Source organism: Rhodopseudomonas sp. RCAM05734, from assembly GCF_052658035.1.
In genome coordinates this window covers 2,015,773-2,033,607 of the sequence record NZ_CP199742.1, presented here as the reverse complement: position 1 = coordinate 2,033,607, position 17,835 = coordinate 2,015,773, and the positions used below count along the sequence as shown (strand labels likewise).

Annotated in this window: 17 protein-coding genes and 1 pseudogene; 10 read left to right on the top strand and 8 right to left on the bottom strand. The window is 65.9% G+C overall.

The annotated features are described in order from the left end of the window. Positions 1 to 13: 13 nt before the first annotated feature. A complete protein-coding gene (locus tag ACUXVA_RS09685) occupies positions 14 to 640 on the bottom strand; it encodes a glutathione S-transferase family protein (protein WP_445491829.1) in 627 nt (208 codons plus the stop codon). Between the two features lie 56 nt (positions 641 to 696). After that, positions 697 to 1,605 (bottom strand): LysR family transcriptional regulator, encoded by a 909-nt coding sequence (locus tag ACUXVA_RS09680; RefSeq protein ID WP_445491827.1) that lies wholly within the window; start codon positions 1,603 to 1,605, stop codon positions 697 to 699. A gap of 95 nt (positions 1,606 to 1,700) precedes the next feature. Between ACUXVA_RS09680 and ACUXVA_RS09675 the strand changes: the two genes are divergently transcribed. The 6 genes and pseudogenes from ACUXVA_RS09675 to ACUXVA_RS09650 all read left to right on the top strand — a co-directional run bounded on the left by ACUXVA_RS09675 (position 1,701) and on the right by ACUXVA_RS09650 (position 7,336). Further along, positions 1,701 to 2,279 (top strand): chromate transporter, encoded by a 579-nt coding sequence (locus tag ACUXVA_RS09675; protein ID WP_265080505.1) that lies wholly within the window; start codon positions 1,701 to 1,703, stop codon positions 2,277 to 2,279. Next, entirely contained in the window at positions 2,276 to 2,806 is a 531-nt protein-coding gene (locus ACUXVA_RS09670) for a chromate transporter (RefSeq protein WP_265080506.1), read from the top strand. Before ACUXVA_RS09675 ends, ACUXVA_RS09670 begins: the two co-directional genes overlap by 4 nt. A gap of 90 nt (positions 2,807 to 2,896) precedes the next feature. Beyond that, positions 2,897 to 3,460: an orotate phosphoribosyltransferase gene (gene pyrE / locus ACUXVA_RS09665; protein ID WP_265080507.1), complete on the top strand. Its 564-nt coding sequence runs from the start codon at positions 2,897 to 2,899 to the stop codon at positions 3,458 to 3,460. 73 nt (positions 3,461 to 3,533) lie between these two features. Next, positions 3,534 to 4,865 (top strand): sodium:proton antiporter, encoded by a 1,332-nt coding sequence (locus ACUXVA_RS09660; protein ID WP_265080508.1) that lies wholly within the window; start codon positions 3,534 to 3,536, stop codon positions 4,863 to 4,865. 34 nt (positions 4,866 to 4,899) lie between these two features. Beyond that, positions 4,900 to 6,363: a sodium:proton antiporter gene (locus ACUXVA_RS09655; RefSeq protein ID WP_445491824.1), complete on the top strand. Its 1,464-nt coding sequence runs from the start codon at positions 4,900 to 4,902 to the stop codon at positions 6,361 to 6,363. A 242-nt stretch (positions 6,364 to 6,605) separates the two neighbouring features. Next, a pseudogene (locus ACUXVA_RS09650) lies at positions 6,606 to 7,336 on the top strand (DUF2865 domain-containing protein). 9 nt (positions 7,337 to 7,345) lie between these two features. Here ACUXVA_RS09650 and ACUXVA_RS09645 read toward each other — a convergent pair. Continuing rightward, complete coding sequence (locus ACUXVA_RS09645) at positions 7,346 to 7,777, bottom strand: hypothetical protein (protein WP_445491822.1); 432 nt, start codon at positions 7,775 to 7,777, stop codon at positions 7,346 to 7,348. Between the two features lie 660 nt (positions 7,778 to 8,437). On the opposite strand from ACUXVA_RS09645, the gene ACUXVA_RS09640 reads away from it, so the two are divergent. Then, positions 8,438 to 10,963 (top strand): glycogen/starch/alpha-glucan phosphorylase, encoded by a 2,526-nt coding sequence (locus tag ACUXVA_RS09640; RefSeq protein ID WP_265080510.1) that lies wholly within the window; start codon positions 8,438 to 8,440, stop codon positions 10,961 to 10,963. A 208-nt stretch (positions 10,964 to 11,171) separates the two neighbouring features. Here the strand turns inward: ACUXVA_RS09640 and ACUXVA_RS09635 are convergent, their stop codons facing one another. The 4 genes from ACUXVA_RS09635 to ACUXVA_RS09620 form a co-directional block, all read right to left on the bottom strand. Further along, entirely contained in the window at positions 11,172 to 12,506 is a 1,335-nt protein-coding gene (locus tag ACUXVA_RS09635; RefSeq protein ID WP_265080511.1) for a ferredoxin reductase family protein, read from the bottom strand. Positions 12,507 to 12,616: 110 nt separating this feature from the next. After that, positions 12,617 to 12,982 (bottom strand): hypothetical protein, encoded by a 366-nt coding sequence (locus tag ACUXVA_RS09630; protein ID WP_265080512.1) that lies wholly within the window; start codon positions 12,980 to 12,982, stop codon positions 12,617 to 12,619. A 138-nt stretch (positions 12,983 to 13,120) separates the two neighbouring features. Then, entirely contained in the window at positions 13,121 to 14,485 is a 1,365-nt protein-coding gene (locus ACUXVA_RS09625; protein ID WP_445491819.1) for a sensor histidine kinase, read from the bottom strand. Continuing rightward, entirely contained in the window at positions 14,485 to 15,150 is a 666-nt protein-coding gene (locus tag ACUXVA_RS09620; RefSeq protein WP_265080514.1) for a response regulator transcription factor, read from the bottom strand. Before ACUXVA_RS09620 ends, ACUXVA_RS09625 begins: the two co-directional genes overlap by 1 nt. A gap of 134 nt (positions 15,151 to 15,284) precedes the next feature. Here ACUXVA_RS09620 and ACUXVA_RS09615 point away from each other — a divergent pair, with 134 nt between their 5' ends. Together ACUXVA_RS09615 and ACUXVA_RS09610 are read left to right on the top strand one after the other, a co-directional pair. After that, a complete protein-coding gene (locus ACUXVA_RS09615; protein ID WP_265080515.1) occupies positions 15,285 to 15,887 on the top strand; it encodes a hypothetical protein in 603 nt (200 codons plus the stop codon). Positions 15,888 to 15,968: 81 nt separating this feature from the next. After that, entirely contained in the window at positions 15,969 to 16,451 is a 483-nt protein-coding gene (locus tag ACUXVA_RS09610; RefSeq protein ID WP_265080516.1) for a hypothetical protein, read from the top strand. Between the two features lie 74 nt (positions 16,452 to 16,525). On the opposite strand, the gene ACUXVA_RS09605 is transcribed toward ACUXVA_RS09610, so the two are convergent. After that, complete coding sequence (locus ACUXVA_RS09605; RefSeq protein ID WP_265080517.1) at positions 16,526 to 17,422, bottom strand: MBL fold metallo-hydrolase; 897 nt, start codon at positions 17,420 to 17,422, stop codon at positions 16,526 to 16,528. An 83-nt stretch (positions 17,423 to 17,505) separates the two neighbouring features. Here ACUXVA_RS09605 and ACUXVA_RS09600 point away from each other — a divergent pair, with 83 nt between their 5' ends. Further along, positions 17,506 to 17,835 carry an ArsR/SmtB family transcription factor gene (locus ACUXVA_RS09600; protein WP_265080518.1) on the top strand — a complete coding sequence of 110 codons (330 nt, stop codon included), beginning with the start codon at positions 17,506 to 17,508 and terminating at the stop codon, positions 17,833 to 17,835.

Below are 17,835 nucleotides of genomic sequence, written 5' to 3'. Positions count from 1 at the left end.
GTGAGACGAATCGTCAATCCAGCTTCACGTCGAACCCGCGCTTCACCGCCGGCCGCGCCATTAGCTGATTGTACCAACGGCCCACATTGGCAAAATCATCGAACGACACCTTGTGGCGTTCATGCCGCCAGGCCCAGCCGAGAATCGCGAAATCCGCCACCGACAATTCGCCGGCGACGAATTCGTGGGTCGCAAGCCGGCGGTCGAGCACGCCGTAGAGCCGCCGCGTCTCGTCGGAATAGCGCTGCAGCCCATAGGCGCGCTTGGCCTCGTCCTCGAGCGCGATGAAGTGATGAACCTGGCCGGGCATCGGGCCAAAGCCGCCCATTTGCCACATCAGCCATTCCCACACCGGGATGCGCTCGCCCAGCGATTTCGGCAGGAATTTTCCGGTCTTCTCGCCGAGATACAGAAGGATGGCGCCGGATTCGAACACGCTGACCGGCTTGCCGTCCGGACCATCGGGATCGACGATCGCCGGGATCTTGTTGTTGGGGCTGATGGCGAGGAAGTCCGGCTTCAACTGCTCGCCCTTGGTGATGTTCACCGGGACCACCTTGTAGGGCAGTCCCATTTCCTCCAGGGCGACCGAGATCTTGCGGCCGTTCGGCGTATTCCATGTGTGCAGTTCGATGGTCATCGGTGCCTTCTCGTTGCAATGCAGACGCCGACGTTGCGTGATCCGCGGGAAAATGTCTACGCGCGGCTGGCCATGGCGCGAACCTGTGCGATCAGCCGCGCCATGGCGCCGGACACGCTGGCGCTACGCCAGGCCAGATGCAACGGCGCCACCAGCCGCGGCGCATCCGACAAAGTGAGATACGCGATGCCTTCGGTGTTGAGCCGGCGCATGGATTCCGGAACGATCGAGACCCCGAGACCGGCGGCCACCAGGCTCAGCGTCGACATCATGCGCGGCGCTTCCTGCCCGACCCGCGGGCTGAACCCGGCGGCCCGGCACGCCGAGATGATCGCATCGTACAATCCCGGCCCGGTCGGCCGACGCGACAGGATGAAGGTCTCGTCGGCCAGTTCGGTCAGCCGGATGCTGCGGCGCTTGCCGCCGCGCGCCAGCGCATGGTGCGCCGGCAGCGCCACCAGCATGGCCTCGTTCAGCAGCGCCTCGATGGTGATGCCCGCAGCCTCCCCCGCCGGCACGCGGACGAAAGCGACGTCGAGATGCTGGCGCTGCAGCGCTTCGATCAGCTCGCCGGTGCTGCTCTCTTCCAGCACCAGTTCGACCTCCGGCGATTGCTGCCGGAACGCGCGCACCACCGCCGGGATGAACGGATGGAAGGCGGCCGAACTGGTGAAGCCCACCGCCAGCCGACCCTGCTCGCCCCGCGCGGTGCGCTGGGCGGCCTCCACCGCATGCCCGACCTGGGCCAGCGCGGCGCGGGCCTCGCCGAGAAACACCCGTCCGGCCTCGGTCAGTTCAACGCCGCGCGGCAGGCGATAGAACAGCGCCACGCCGACCAGATCCTCGAGCGCGCGGATCTGCTGGCTCAGCGGCGGCTGCTGAATGCCGAGCCGCGCTGCGGCACGGGTGACATGGCCCTCCTCGGCCACGGCGATGAAATAGCGAAGGTGACGCAGCTCGATCATGCCATATCTTTAGCATATGAAAATGAAGTAAACCATATATTGGACACGCGGCCGGCGCGGGCCTAGCAAGGAGCCATCAACGAGCAGGGCCTGCCATGGACGCCACCATTGCTGCAACGACGACGACGACCACCACCGGGCAGCCGTCGCCGACCACCGGCGAATTGTTCACCGGCTTCCTGTGGCTCGGCATGATCGGCTTCGGCGGCGTGCTGCCGATGTCGCGGCGAATGATCGTGGAGAAGCGGCGCTGGCTGACCGGCCCGGAATTCACCGATCTGCTCGGCCTGTGCCAGTTCCTGCCCGGCGGCAACATCATCAACCTGTCCGTGGCCATCGGCCTGCATTTTCGCGGCGTGCGCGGCGCACTGGCGGCGCTGCTCGGCCTGATCGCCATGCCGACCCTGATCGTGGTCATGCTCGGCATGGTCTATGACCGCTTCCAGAACGATCCGCACATCCAGCATATGTTCGCCGGCCTTGCCGCAGCGGCCGCGGGGCTGCTGGTCGCGATGGCCGTGAAGGTGGCGTGGCCGCTACGCACCCACCCCATCGGGATAGCCATCGCCGCGCTGTGCTTCGTCGCCATTGCCGTGCTGCGGCTGCCGCTGCTACCGACCATGCTGGTGCTGGCGTCGCTCAGCATCCTCGCTGCCTGGCGGTGGCCGCGATGACCGCCGTGCTGCTGTCGCTCGCCGCGATCTTCGCCGAACTGTCGCTGCTGGCCTTCGGCGGCGGTAATACCATCCTGCCGGAGATGCAGCGCCAGGTGGTCGATATCCATCACTGGATGTCGGCGCGCGACTTCAGCGCCATGTTCGCGCTGGCGCAGGCCGCCCCCGGGCCGAACATGATGGTGGTGACTTTGGTCGGCTGGCGCGTCGCCGGCTGGGCCGGCGTTCTGGTGTCGTCGCTGGCCAAGTTCGGCCCGTCCTCGCTGGTCACCGCGCTGGTGCTGCAGGTGTGGCAGCGCTTCAAGGACCGGCCGTGGCGGCGCGTGGTGCAGGCTGGCCTGGTGCCGATGACCGTCGGGCTGGTCGCCGCCAGCGCCGCGCTGATCACCGTCGCCTCCGACCACTCATGGGGCCTCGCCGCCATCACCGCGGCCTGCGCGCTGGCTATGCTGACCAGCCGCATCCACCCGCTGTGGGCGCTCGGCTTCGGCGCGCTGGCCGGGCTCAGCGGCCTCGGCCTGTCCTGACCGCTTGCGGTGGACGGGGGCAAACGGCACTGGAGTTGCGCGGGCACTGCCGCTAAAACCGCCAAAATCTCCTGACCAGCGAGACAGCCCTTGTCCAGATCAGCCTCCCGTGCCCGCCTGTTCGACATCATCCACGCCCGCTCGTTCGGCTATGGCGAAATCACCCTGGCGTCAGGCCGCAAGAGCAATTTCTACTTCAACCTGAAGCCGACCATGTGCGACCCCGAGGGCGCGGCATTGCTGGCCGAGCTGACCTTCGACGCGCTGAAGGACGACAATCTCGATTATGTCGGCGGACTGGAGATGGGCGCCGTGCCGCTCGCCGGCGCCATTGCCCAGTTGTCGTGGCTGAAGAACCACCCGATCGCGGCGTTTTTCGTGCGCAAGCGGCCGAAGGAACATGGCGCCCGGCTGGCCGTGGAAGGCCTTGCCAAGGGCGAAAGCCTGAACGGCAAGCGGATCGTCATCGTCGAGGACGTCACCACGACCGGCGGCTCGGCCATCAAGGCGCTCGACGCGGTGCGCGAGGCCGGCGGCGAGGTGGCGCTGGTCTACACCATGGTCGACCGCGAGGAAGGCGCCGCGGAGAATTTCGCCAAGGCCGGCGTGCCGTTCCGCTCGCTGTACAAGGCCGGCGAGTTCCTCAACCGCTGATCGCTGCGATCACTGATCGCTGCGGCCCGTTGTCGCGTTTGCGGCCTGGCCGCAATATTGCTAGCCCGTCCGGATGCAGATCGACGGCGCAACATTGACATGGCCGCTGGCCATACCCTTCCTCGGCATCCTGCTGACCATCGCCACCGGTCCGCTGCTGTTCCCAAAAATCTGGCATGGTCACTACGGGAAGCTGGCGCTGGCCTGGGGTATCGCAGCGCTGTTGCCGCTGGCGCTGCTTTACGGCGTCCCGGCCGCGGCAACGGCCTTCGTCCATGCCGCGCTGGCAGAGTACATGTCCTTCATCGTGCTGCTGTTTGCGCTCTATGTGGTGGCCGGCGGCATCCTCATCAAAGCCAATCTGCGCGCCACGCCGGCCGTCAATGCCGGCCTGCTGGCGTTCGGCACGACGATCGCCAGCTTCGTCGGCACCACCGGCGCGGCGATGATCCTGATCCGGCCGCTGCTGCGCGCCAATGCCGGGCGCCCGGCCAACGCCCATGTGGTGGTGTTCTTCATTTTCCTGGTCTGCAACATCGGCGGCGCACTGTCGCCGCTCGGCGATCCGCCGCTGTTCATCGGCTTTCTGAAAGGCGTCAGCTTCTTCTGGACCACCACGCATCTGTGGTGGCAGACCCTGCTGGTGTCCGGCATCGTGCTGGCGATCTTCGTCGCCGTCGACGCCTGGTTCGCTCGCCGCGAGACGCCGGCTCATGACGGAGAGCCGCTGCGCATCGAGATGCATGGCCTGATCAACCTGCTGCTGATGGCGCTGATCATCGCGGCGATTCTCGGCTCGGCCGCCTGGCAGCCACACATCGAATTCGACATCTACGGCACCCACGTCGAACTGCAGAACTTGGCCCGCGATGCCGCGCTGCTGGCCATCGCGGGGCTGTCGCTGTGGCTGACGCCCGACGAACACCGCGCGGCCAACGGCTTCACCTTCGAGCCAATCCGCGAGGTGGCGATCCTGTTCGCGGCGATCTTCACCTGCATCATCCCGGTGATGGCAATGCTCGGCGCCGGCCACGACGGCCCGTTCGCCTGGCTGCTGACGGCGGTCACCGCGGCCGACGGCAGCCCGCAGAATGCGATGTATTTCTGGCTGACCGGCCTGCTGTCCGGTTTTCTCGACAACGCGCCGACCTATCTGGTGTTCTTCGGCCTTGCCGGCGGCGACGCCGCGCAGTTGATGACGACGCTGGCGCCGACCTTGGCGGCGATCTCCATGGGCGCGGTCTACATGGGCGCGCTGACCTATATCGGCAACGCCCCGAATTTCATGGTCTATGCCATCGCCTCCGAACAGGGCGTGGAGATGCCGAGCTTTTTTGGCTATATCGTCTGGTCGTTTGCGGTGCTGCTGCCGGTGTTCGCGCTGCTGACCTGGATCGGCGTCTAGCGCTGGACACGACCGTCCTCGGGGGAATCACCAGATGACTCATACTGTGCCGCCGGCCCGTGCCGGATCGCGTCACCCCGGCCGGTTCCTGCGCGCCACTGCGCTGCTGGCCGTCGGTCTCGTTTTCAGCCCTGCCCCCGCCTTCGCGTCAGAAGGACTTAATGGCGCCAGCCTGTCGCTGCTGTGGGCTCTACCCTTCGCCGGCATTTTGCTGTGCATCGCCACCGGACCGGTGCTGTATCCCCATCTGTGGGAACACCATTACGGCAAGTTCGCTGCGCTGTGGGCCGCGCTCGTGGTGGTGCCGCTGTTCATGCTCGTAGACGCCCACACGGTGACGGCAACGCTGACGCACACGGTGCTGCTGGAATATGTCCCCTTCATCCTGCTGCTGCTGGCGCTGTTTACAGTCGCTGGCGGGATCTTCGTCGAGGGCAACCTGCACGACAGCGCCTTCACCAATACGGTGCTGCTCGGGGTCGGCGCGCTGCTCGCCAGCGTGGTCGGCACCACCGGTGCGTCGATGATACTGATCCGTCCGCTGATCCGCGCCAATGACGACCGCTATTTCAACGCCCATGTGGTGATCTTCTTCATCTTCCTGGTCTCCAACATCGGCGGCTCGCTGACGCCGCTGGGCGACCCGCCGCTGTTCCTCGGCTTTCTCAAGGGCGTCGACTTTTTCTGGACCACGACGCATCTGTTCCGCGAAACCCTGCTAGCTGGCGGCTTGGTGCTGTTCGTGTTCATGATCATCGACGTCGTGCTGCATCATCGCGAAGGCAACTTCCCCAGCAAGGCCGACCCGACGCCGGATTCGCCGCTGCGGCTGCACGGCAAGATCAACCTGTTGCTGCTCGTGGTCATCATCGCGGCGATCCTGATCAGCGCCAGCTGGAAGCCCGGCCTGTCGGTCACCGTCGCCGGCGCCACGCTCGAGCTGCAGAACGTCATGCGCGACCTCGTCTTCGTGCTGGTGACCATCGCCTCGATCGTGCTGACAAGGTCCGAACACCGCGCCGCCAACGGCTTTTCGTGGGGGCCGATCACCGAGGTCGCCGTGCTGTTCGCCGGCATCTTCATCTGCATCGTGCCGGTCATGGCGATGCTGCAGGCCGGAGCACAGGGTGACTTCGCGCCGCTCGTCGCTTTGGTCAGCCATGCCGACGGCAGTCCGAACAACCTGGCCTATTTCTGGCTGACCGGCGGGCTGTCGTCGTTCCTCGACAATGCCCCGACCTATCTGGTGTTTTTCGAACTGGCCGGCGGCGACGCCAAAACCCTCATGACCACGGGGGCCATGACGCTGGCGGCGATTTCGGCCGGCGCGGTGTTCATGGGCGCCAACTCCTACATCGGCAACGCGCCCAATTTCATGGTCTATGCCATCGCCCGCGACGCCGGGGTCAAGATGCCGAGCTTCTTCGGCTATATCTTGTGGTCGGCGGCGATCCTGCTGCCGGTGTTCGCGCTGATCGGGTGGGTGTTCTTCCTGTAGCGCCACGGCCGGAAAAGCCCACCCCACGGTCGTCGGCCGCCCTTCGTGACACTCCGGTGTCAGCCATCTACACTCCTCGTTTACCATCCCGCATTAATGTTGACCCCGCCGGGGCGATGCCGTTCCGGCCGGAATTGCGATGGGCGGAGCGGGCGTTGCGTACACAATCGAGGTTTTGGTCGCCGATCCGCCGCGTTGCGCCTGTCCTGGGCGTGGCCCTCGCGCTGGCACTGACGCCGGGCATGGCGTCCGCCGAAGGCTTCTTCGATTTCCTGTTCGGCGGCGCCCCGTCGCAGAAGCAGCAGCCGCGCAGGGGCGCGCCGCCGGAAACCAACTTCTTCGCCGATCCGTTCGGCCTCAACACCCCCGCGGCCCCCCGCCGCCGCAGCGTTCGGCCTCGTCAGGGGGCTCCGGCCCCGCTTTCTGCGTGCGCACCTGCGACGGCAAATATTTCGCATTGTCGCGTAGCGCGGCCAGCCCGGCGCAGATGTGCCAGGCGTTCTGCCCGGCCAGCGCTACCAAGGTGTTCCTCGGCAGCAATATCGACAGCGCATCGACCAGCGCCGGCGAGCGCTATGCCGACATGGAAAATGCCTACGCCTATCGCAAGGCGCTGCGCGCCGACTGCACCTGCAATGGCCGCGATCCCGCCGGTCTCGCACCGATCGACCTGTCGCTCGACACCTCGCTGCGCCCCGGCGACGTGATCGCCACCACCAGCGGCCTCGTCGCCTATTCCGGGGCGCGCAACGGCACCGCGCAGACCCTGGAATTCACCCCGGTGGCGTCCTATCCCGGCCTCACGCCCGACGTCCGCGCCCGGCTCGGCGAGATGAAGGTGGCTCCGGTCGCAGCCGAGATGATCAACGAGGCTGCGCCGATGGCCGAAACCGGCCGCGATATCGTCCCGGCCGTGACGGTGGCGCCGAAAACCAGCCCGGCGGCCCGCGCCAAGCGCGCCGAACTGGACTGACGTCCGCCGTCAGCGCGCGACGATGAAGCCGATCACGTTGGGGGCCGAGGAATATCGTTCCTCGATCGCGGCGCGCGCCGCGGCGCGATTTTCCAGCGTCAGCAGCCCGCGCTTCTCGGCCAGGATCATCCAGCAATAGCCCCACCAGTCGGTCAGCATGCCCTCGTCGCCGATCAGGTCGTAGCCCTGTTCCGCGGCGAAGATCCGCGCATGGGCCTCGTCCAGCGTGTCCAGCCAGGCATGGTCGTCCAGCGAGAACAGATCGTCGCTGAAATCGTCGGTGGTGTAGCCCCACACCGACTGGCACACCGCGTTGAATTCGCGGTCGATCTGGTCGTCGTCGACGGGGTGGCGGCGGGCCACCTGATGCAGCCGCGACAGCGAGCGGGCAAAATCGGCAATACGGGTGAGAGCGAACTGATCGAAGGCGATGGTGGACATGTAGTCCTCACAGGCTTGCACAGACCATAGATATAGGGCGCGACCCGCGCCGAATCACGATGCTATATCAAAGACTTGCTAAAGTGTTCTTAATTTGTTCCGAGACTAATTCCGAACGCCATGGTCATTTGGTCGCCGCGACCAGCCCGTTGGCCCACCTGAGCCAGACCTTCGATTTCAGCGGGTCCTCCAGGCTGCCGGCTTTCTCCAGCGGCGATTTCGGACATCCCTCGCACCAGGGAAATTCGAAGGCGCAGAAGTCACCGTCGAGCCCGTCACACGCGGAGTCGAAATGGCAGGAAAATGGCGCGGGGAGAGGTTGAATCACGGTGCACCCTATGTCGTGGCGGGATCTGACGATCTCCCTCACCGGTAAAAGCCATCAGGGCGGTGATAGCTCAAGGTTGCATGTCCGGTTCCGGACACCAAGAAAAAACTGAGCATTGATAAAAATTTAACGAATTGAGCGACTGAGCGCTTTGCGCAGCGACAGCCGTTCCACGCCCCTTCCCGCGCCGGGCGGGCGTGGCGCCCCGGCATCCCCTGCGTCCTTGCCCAAATCTGCGCCACGCTCGCGTGAAAACCTCACCACGCCGGCGGGTTCCGATCCCGGCATATTGGGAGTATCATTTGGGACAGACACAGCACCGGGATGGAATATTGTCAGATCCAGTCATTTCAGCTCCGTTTCAGCCCCACTCGCCGCCGATTGACGAACTGGCGCTCGCGGAGATCAAGAGCGCCATCCTGGTCAAGCTGACGCTGACCATCGGCAAGGATGCGGCGATCGCCACCAAGCAGGACTGGTACAAGGCGACAGCGCTGGCGTTGCGCGACCGCATCGTCCACCGCTGGCTGGTGACCGACAAGGAGAGCTATGACGCCGGCCGCAAGCGGGTCTATTACCTCAGCCTGGAATTCCTGATCGGCCGGCTGTTCACCGACGCGCTGAACAATATGGGGCTGCTGGCGCTGTTCAATGCCGCGCTGGGCGACCTCGGCGTCGGCCTCGACGACCTCCGCAAATGCGAACCCGATGCCGCGCTGGGCAATGGCGGCCTCGGCCGGCTGGCCGCCTGCTTCATGGAAAGCATGGCGACGCTCGGCATCCCGGCCATGGGCTACGGCATCCGCTACGATTTCGGGCTGTTCCGGCAGATCATCTCGCACGGCTGGCAGCAGGAATATCCCGACGAGTGGCTGGGCTTCGGCAATCCCTGGGAATTGCAGCGGCCCGAAGTGATGTATCACGTCCACTTCGGCGGCAACGTGGAAACCGTCGTCGACGGCGAACGCCAGCGCACGGTCTGGCATCCCGGCGAGACCGTGGAAGCCGTGGCCTATGATACGCCGATCGTCGGCTGGCGCGGCCAGCATGTGAATGCGCTGCGGCTGTGGTCGGCGCGGGCGCCGGATCCGCTGCGGCTCGACGTCTTCAACACCGGCGACTATCTCGGCGCATCCGCCGAACAGGCGCGCGCTGAGGCGATCTGCAAATTCCTCTACCCCAACGACGAAAGCGCCGCCGGCCGCGAATTGCGGCTGCGCCAGGAATACTTCTTCGTGTCGGCGTCGTTGCAGGACCTGGTCAAGCGTCACCTGGATTCCGACGGCAACCTGCGCGGCCTCGCCGGCAAGGCCGCCGTGCAGATGAACGACACCCATCCGAGTCTCGCCATCGCCGAGCTGATGCGCATCCTGGTGGACATCCACAACATGCGCTGGGACGCGGCGTGGCAGATCACCAACGCCACGTTGTCCTACACCAACCATACCCTGCTGCCCGAGGCGCTCGAGACCTGGCCGGTCGAACTGTTCGAACGGCTGCTGCCGCGACATCTCGAAATCATCTACCGCATCAATACCGCCCATCTCGACCGCGCCGACGCCACCCGCAAGGGCGACACCGCCTATCGCGCCTCGGTGTCGATCATCGACGAGAGCGCCGGCCGCCGCGTCCGCATGGGCAACCTCGCCTTCATCGGCTCGCACCGCATCAACGGCGTCTCGGCGATGCATTCCGATCTGATGAAGGAGACCGTATTCCACGATCTCAACCAGCTCTATCCGGGCCGCATCACCAACAAGACCAACGGCATCACCTTCCGCCGCTGGCTGATGCTGGCCAATCCGAAACTCACCGACCTGATGCGCGCCACCTGCGGCGATGCGGTGCTCGACGATCCGACCCGCATGGAGAAGCTCGAGGCCTATGCCGGCGACGCCGCATTCCAGCAGGCGTTCCGCCGCGTCAAGCATCACAACAAGATCGCGCTGGCGCGGGTGATCGGCGAGAAGCTGGGCATCCAGGTCGATCCGTCGGCGCTGTTCGACGTGCAGATCAAGCGCATCCACGAATACAAGCGGCAACTGCTGAACCTGCTGGAGACCGTGGCGCTGTATCACGCCATCAAGGCCGATCCGCAGCGCGACTGGGTGCCGCGGGTGAAGATCTTCGCCGGCAAGGCGGCGGCGAGCTATCGCTACGCCAAGCTGATCATCAAGCTGATCAACGACGTCGCCGAGGTCGTCAACAACGATCCGGCGATCGGCGGCAACCTGAAAGTCGCGTTCCTGCCGGACTACAATGTGAGTCTCGCCGAGATCATCATTCCCGCCGCCGATCTGTCGGAGCAGATCTCCACCGCCGGCATGGAAGCCTCCGGCACCGGCAACATGAAGCTGTCGCTGAACGGCGCGCTGACCATCGGCACGCTCGACGGCGCCAATATCGAGATCCGCGACAATGTCGGCGCAGAGAACATCGCGATCTTCGGCATGAACGCCGCCGAGGTGATGGCACGCCGCGCCGCGGGGCTCGACGCCCATGACGTCATCAGCAAGTCGCCGCATCTCGCCGACGCCATCGCCGCCATCGAGCGCGGCGATTTCTCGCCCGACGATCCCGGTCGCTTCATGTCGGTCGGTCACGCGCTGCGCCATCTCGACCACTACGTGGTCTCGGCGGACTTCGACTCCTATTACGAGGCGCAGCGCGGTATCGACACGCGCTGGCGCGCAGGCTCGGCATGGACCCGCGCCAGCATCCTCAACGTGGCGCGGATGGCGTGGTTCTCGTCGGATCGTACCATCGCCGAATATGCCTCCGACATCTGGGACGTGCCGGTGACCTCCGCCGCTCCTCCTGCCCCGGCCGCACGCGCCGTGCTGGGCAAGGGCAGCTAGAGTCTGATTCCGTTCGCTTGAATCGTGTCCCGGACGCAGTGCAATGCGCTTCCGTCAGGAGGCGTCATGCACTGCAGAGCCGTCACAGACACCGAGTTTGGTACGGTCCCGGCTCTGCGAAGCACCACGCCCAAGCGGGCGTGATGCATCGCGGCCGGGACATGATTCAATCAAAACCAATTGCGCTCTAGCCATGGCGCGAGCCCGCTCAGCGCATCTCGAACAGTTCCTGGTGAAACTGCGGGGCCGACAGGCCGCGCAGGATCATCGAACGGCGCAACGCATCGCCGAAGCGGGACGGGCCGCAGAACCAGACGTCCGCAGTCTTCCACGCCGGAATCCATGCTGCGAGACGGTCCAGGGTCAATTGGCCGTCGCGCTGCGACACCACTACGTGAAAGCCCACCCCGGCTTGCGCCGCGAGCGCTTTGATCTTGTCGATGAATGCGCCGGACGGAGCGCTGGTGCAGTAGATCAGGTCCACGTTGCCGTCATGATCCGCGGCCGCCAGCGCTGCCAGTCGGGCGACAAACGGGGTAATCCCCACGCCGCCGGCCACCCACACCTGACGCGAACGCGCGCCGGCGAAGTCGAACCGGCCGTAAGGCCCCTCGATGGTGGCTTCCTGGCCGATCGACAGGCGATCGGGCAGCGTCCGCGTATAATCGCCGATGCCCTTGATGCTGAACTGCAAGTGCCCGTCGCCATGCCAGGCCGAGGAGATGGTGAACGGGTGAGCACCTTCGCCGCCGCCGAAATCGACAAAGGCGAACTGGCCGGCGCGGTGGCCAGGCCACGCGGTCTCCAGCCGGACCGCAACTTCGAGCACCGCATTGTCGTCATAGCGTTTCAGCGATTCGATGCGTCCGACAGACTTGCGCGTGCTGCCGATGCGACGGAACAGCGACACCAGCGCCGCGATGCCGCCACCGGCCATCAGCAGGCCGAGCACTGGCCCCAGCGGCGACAGCCAGTAGCTGCGATCGACCAGAATCACGGCGTGAAACAGCAGCACCAGATAGATCGGCGCCATCAGCCGATGCGTCGTCAGGAAGGCCCGGTAGGGAAATCGCTTCCACAACGCCAGCAGCACCAGCGCGATCAGCAGATACAGGCTCCATTCGCCGAGACCGGTGGCGGTGTCCTTGAGATCGCGAAACGCATCGAAGCCGGTGACAGCCTCTGCGACACGCGGCGGCCGCGCCGGGCGGGTCAGCCAGCCCCATTGCGTCAGCCAGCGCGGACCCACCTCGAGCAGCCAGTGAATCAGCGCCAGGCAGAGACCGGTGACCCCGAACCATTTGTGCAGGCGATAGAACTTGTCGAGGCCGCCGAGCGCGCTCTCCACCTGCACCGGGCGCGCCGCCAGCATGACGCCAAGCGACATCGATCCCATGGTGAGCACGCCGGTCAAATAGATCAGCGCCTTGCGCCATGACCAGAAGTCGCCGGCAAGAGTTCCCTCGGGAACGCTGAGGAGCCACAGCCCGCACAGCAGGCCGAGCGGGAGTGCAACCGCCAGCCAGAGTCTGTTGATTTGCATAATGATTCCCTGATCCGCGAAGCGACGGACAATCATTCATGCAGCGTCACCCGCGCAGAGCCCGGGTGCATTGATCCAGCACAATGGCGGCCTGCAGGTAAGCCTGCGCGTCAGGTCTGCTGCTTGGCCTGCGCCGTATCGAGATAGCTGCTGCCTGTGGCGGCGTCGGTGACGGCATTCTTGATGGTGGCGATCCCCGGCTTGGTCAGGGTGAACTTGGTGTCGCCGATCCGGAACGCGCTGTCCTTGATCAGCACGCTCTGATATTTGACCGTGCCGGCGCTTTCATATTTCACCTGTGCGCGGAACCCCTGCACGTCGGACACGGTGATCTTGAAGTCCTTCTTGTTGGCATAGGTTCCGGTCCAGCTGCCCTGGTAGCTGGCGGGGTCCACCGCGGTATAGGGCGTCTTCGACGGCGTGGTCAGCGCCGACGCCGTATAGCTCGACTGCAGTATGCTCAAGATATCGGCCATGCCGCTGTGCTCCGCGTGATTCCACTGCGGAACACTACGAGTGCGCGGGGGTTAATCGAACATTGCGTGACGTGTCTGGATGTTTCCATTCGCCGTCCGGACATCAAACGAAATGCAAAACACCGTCGGCCGGCCTCGCTACGCGGCCGGCAGCCGCAATATCGCGCGCAGGCCGCCGAGCGGCGATTCGACGAGCCGTAGGTCTCCGCCATAAAGCTCCGCCAGTTCGCTGGTGATCGACAGGCCGAAGCCGAACCCCGGCGCGCTTTCGTCGAGCCGTTCGCCGGGGCGCAGCACCTGCTCGCGCTGCGCCGTTGGCAAGCCATTGCCGTCATCCTCGAAGCTCAGCACCACCATGCGTCCCTCGCGCACCGCGTGAACGGCGACCTTGCCGTGCGCCCACTTGAAGCCGTTCTCCATCAGGTTGCCGGCCATCTCATCGAAGTCCTGTTGCTCGCAGGCCACCGCGCAATCGTGGGGCACATCGAGCGCGAACAGCACCGGCTTGGCGGCGTTGATCTTGCCCAGCACCGCGCCGAGATCGGCGAGCCGCGGCGCGATCAGGGTCTGCGTACGCACCGGGCCGCTGAGCGCGGCGCTGCGGGCGCGGCCGAGGTGATGGCGAATGCGCCGCTCCATCAGCCCGATCAGCGGCTGCAGCGTTGCCGGATCGCGTGCGCCGGACACCGCAATCGCCAACGTCGCCAGCGGCGTCTTCAGGCCATGGGCGAGATTGGCGACGTGGCGCCGCGCCCGCTCCAGATTGGCGGCGTTCTCGTCGAGCAGGCCGTTGAGTTCGACGACCAGCGGCTGGATTTCCTGCGGCTGTCGCGCCGGCACCCGCTCGATCGCGCCGCGCCTGACATCGGCCACCGCGCGGCGCAGCCGCTCCAGCGGTCGCAGCCCGAGCCGGATCTGAAACATCATCGCCGTCACCAGCGCAAGCCCCAGCACGGCGAGCGAAAAGCCCAGCGTGGTCATCGCCTCGCGCAACGGTCCCCATACCGCGGCGCGCGGCGCCGAGGCGACGATGGTCAGCGGCGCGCCGGATACAGCAACCTGCTTGATCCGGAAATGCAGCGGCTCGTCGCCCGGTCCCGGCCCGTCGGCAGGCCGCGGACGTTTATCGCGCGGCTCGCGGTCCTCGCGCGGACGCGACGGCGGCGCGGGTTCGGCGGGCGCCACGCGCGCGATGTCGTCGCCTTCGAGCGAGGCGGAGCGCAGCGTGTTGGCCGGCCCCGTCACCTGCCAGTACCAGCCACGATGCGGACGCTCGAACGGCGGGCCGTCGGCATTGCCCACCAGGCTGATGCGGCCGTTGCCGTCCGCGCGCAGCATCGACGACAGGAACACGATCTGGGTATCGAGGCGCTGGTCGATCTGGCCTTGCACAAAGCGATGCAGCACAAAGCCGATCAGCACCGTGGCGATCACCATGGCAACCGCGATGAAAAATCCCGCAGCGATCAGCAGCCTTCTGCTCAGCGAGGCATCGCCCAGCATCAGGCGCCGCCTGACGCGAGACGATAGCCGCGGCCGCGCACCGTTTCGATCATGCCGTGGCCGATCTTGCGGCGCAGCCGCGCCACGATCACCTCCAGCGAATTGGAATCGGTCCCGGCATCGTCCTCATAGACCTTCTCCATCAGTTCGAGACGATCGAACACCACGTCCTTGCGCATGATCAGCGCCTGCAGCACCCGCCATTCCAGCGCGGTCAGTTTCAGCGGCAGGCCGTTGAGCTCGAATACGCCGGTCGGCGCATCGAACGACAGCGGCCCACAGGCAATCTCCGGCGCGGCGTGGCCGGCCGAGCGCCGGGCCAGCGCGCGCAGCCGCATGATCAGTTCCTCGACACGAAACGGCTTTGTCAGATAGTCGTCGGCGCCGGCCTTGAAACCGTCGACCTTCTCGGTCCAGCCGTCACGCGCGGTCAGGATCAGCACCGGCAGTTGCCGCCCGCTCTTGCGCCAGGCGCGCAGCACCGCGGCACCCGGCATCTTCGGCAGGCCGAGATCGAGCACGGCGGCGTCATAGCTTTCGGTGTCGCCGAGAAAGTGGCCCTCCTCGCCGTCGCCGGCGATATCGACGGCAAAGTTCTCCCGCCGCAACGCGTGCGCGATCTCGTCGGCCAGCAGCATGTCGTCCTCGACCAGCAGCACTTTCATGGGGTGTCCATACCTTGCATTCGCGCGAGGGCTACGCCGCCGAGCTTAACCCAGTCTGAACGGTTCGGTTCAGGGTGGGTTTCGGGCGCTCCGCTAGTCTGCCTGCCATCCACCCCCGATGACAGGAGACCACCATGACAGACCCCGACACCACCTCCGAACCGCGCGCGCTGCCGCCCCCGCAGCCCCGGCTGCGCATGTCGCGCAGCGCCATGGGCGCCGGCGCGCTCGTTGCAGTGCTGGTCGCCGGCGCGGCGCTGGGCGCCGGCGGCACCCGCATCGCGGAACGCTGGCAGGCGCAGAGCGTGATGCTGCTGCAGCCCGCGCCTATCGACAGGATGACCGACGCCAGCCCGGTGGCCATCAAGGGCGAGGTCGCCGAGATCTTCGGCAACAAGTTCGTGATCCAGGATCCCAGCGGCCGCGCGCTCGTTGATACCGGCCCGCGCGGCGAGGACCGCCCGGTGGTGACCAAGGGCGAGGCCGTCACGGTCCAGGGCCGCTTCGACCGCGGGATCGTCCGCGCCGAGATCGTGGCCCATGCCGACGGCCGCAACGAGGCGTTCGGCCCGCCCCATGGTCCGAAAGGACCGAAGGGCCCCAAAGGGCCGAAGGGACCGCGGGGCGGCCCGGATGAGGATGGCCCGGGTGCCCGCGCCGATCGTGGCCCGCCGCCCCCGCCGCCGCCGGGTGATCGCGACGACGACGACGCTCCGCCGCCGCCACGCCCGCGTTGACGCGCTGACGCGCTGACATCACGGCCGGGCCGGAGCGATCCGGCCCGCCGCTCCCGACATTCAATCCAGCAAGGAACAGACATGCCCGATCATCACATCACCACCGTCACCGGCAAGATCACCCACGTGTTCGGTCACCGCTTCGTGGTGCAGACCGGCCACGGCGCCGTGCTCGCCGACGTCACGCCGAAGGGGCTCGAACAGTTCGCCCTTGAAGTCGGCGACGAGGTCAGCCTCGACGGCGAACAGAAGCCTTCGGAACTGAAGGTGAACCGGTTCACGCACGGCGGAAAGACCTTTGCCATCGAGCACAAGAAGAAGCCGCACGAGCACGACGATCACCACGCGCCTGCCGATTCCGGCAAGGCGCTGAAGGCAGCGCGCGCCGCCGGCTATGAAACGCTGGGCGAACCGCGCCGCAAGCCGAAGCACTTCGAAGTGCTGGGCCGCCGCGAGAAGCAGCTCACCGAGCTGCACATCGAACTCGACGGCCACATCCGCAAGATGAAGCCGGTCGAAGGCCATGATCCGAAATGGAGCGAAGCCCTGCGCGCGGCGTCGTAGACCTCGCGTCCCCTGACAACGAAAGGGCGGCCCGCTGGCCGCCCTTTTTGTCGTGCGCGCTGTCGCCGTGCAGCTTATGAAATCCCGGCCTCCGCGCCTTCCTTGGCGTGGACCGGCAGCATCAGATAGTGCACGCCGTTCTGCTGCGCCTTGGGGAAATGCCCGGCGCGGATGTTGACCTGGATCGAGGGCAGCAGCAGCGTCGGCGCCGACAGCGTGGCATCGCGCGCGTTGCGCATGGCGACGAACTGTTCCTCGCTGACGCCGGCCTTGACGTGGACGTTGCCCTCGCGCTGCCCGGCCACGGTGGTCTCCCAGGCGTAGCTGTCGCGGCCCGGCGCCTTGTAGTCATGGCACATGAACAGCCGCGTCTCCGGCGGCAGCGCCAGCAGCCGGTGGATCGAGCGATAGAGCTGATGCGCATCGCCGCCGGGGAAATCGGCGCGCGCGGTGCCGTAGTCCGGCATGAACAGGGTATCGCCGACGAACACCGCGTCTGAGATCTTGTAGGATACGTCCGCCGGCGTATGGCCGGGCGTGTGCAGCACCTCCACGGTCAACTCGCCGATGGCAAAACGGTCGCCATCGGCGAACAGCCGGTCGAAATCGCTGCCGTCGGTGCGCAGGTCGGTGGCGTTGAACACCGGCCGGAAGATGCGCTGCACGTCCTTGATGTGTTCGCCGATCCCGATCCTGGCACCGGTCTTCGCCTTGATATACGGCGCGCCTGAGAGGTGGTCGGCATGGGCGTGGGTTTCCAGCGCCCAGTCGATGGTCAGGCCGTCGGCCTTCGCCGCCTCGAGGATCGTCTCCACCGAGCGGATATCGACGCTGCCGTCGCGATGGTCGTAGTCCAGCACCGGATCGATCACGGCTGCGCGTTTCGTGGCGGGATCGCTGACCAGATAGCTGATGGTGTTGGTCGGCTCGTCGAAAAATGCCCTGATCACGGGATTTGCGGTGCTGGTCATGGCGCAGAACTCCTGAAGTCGAATGCTGTTGACATTTATATTAGCATCTTCTAAATAAGCAATACCTAATATTCGAGACCGAGATGCCCGCAAGCCCCGCCCTCAACACCGACGATTTCGCCGCCAACGCCCTGGAGGTGGCCGACACCCTGCGGGCGCTCGGCAACGAACGACGGCTGATGATTCTGTGCAAGCTGGTCGAAGCCGGCGAGATGACCGTCGGCGCGCTGGTCCAGGCGGTCGGCCTCAGCCAGTCGGCGCTGTCGCAGCACCTAGCCAAAATGCGCGACGAGAACATCGTGACCTTTCGCCGCGACAGCCAGACGCTCTGGTACCGGATTTCCGATCCCCGCATCGAGCAACTGATGGCGCAACTGCACCGGCTGTACTGCCGCACCTCGCCAACACCGTAA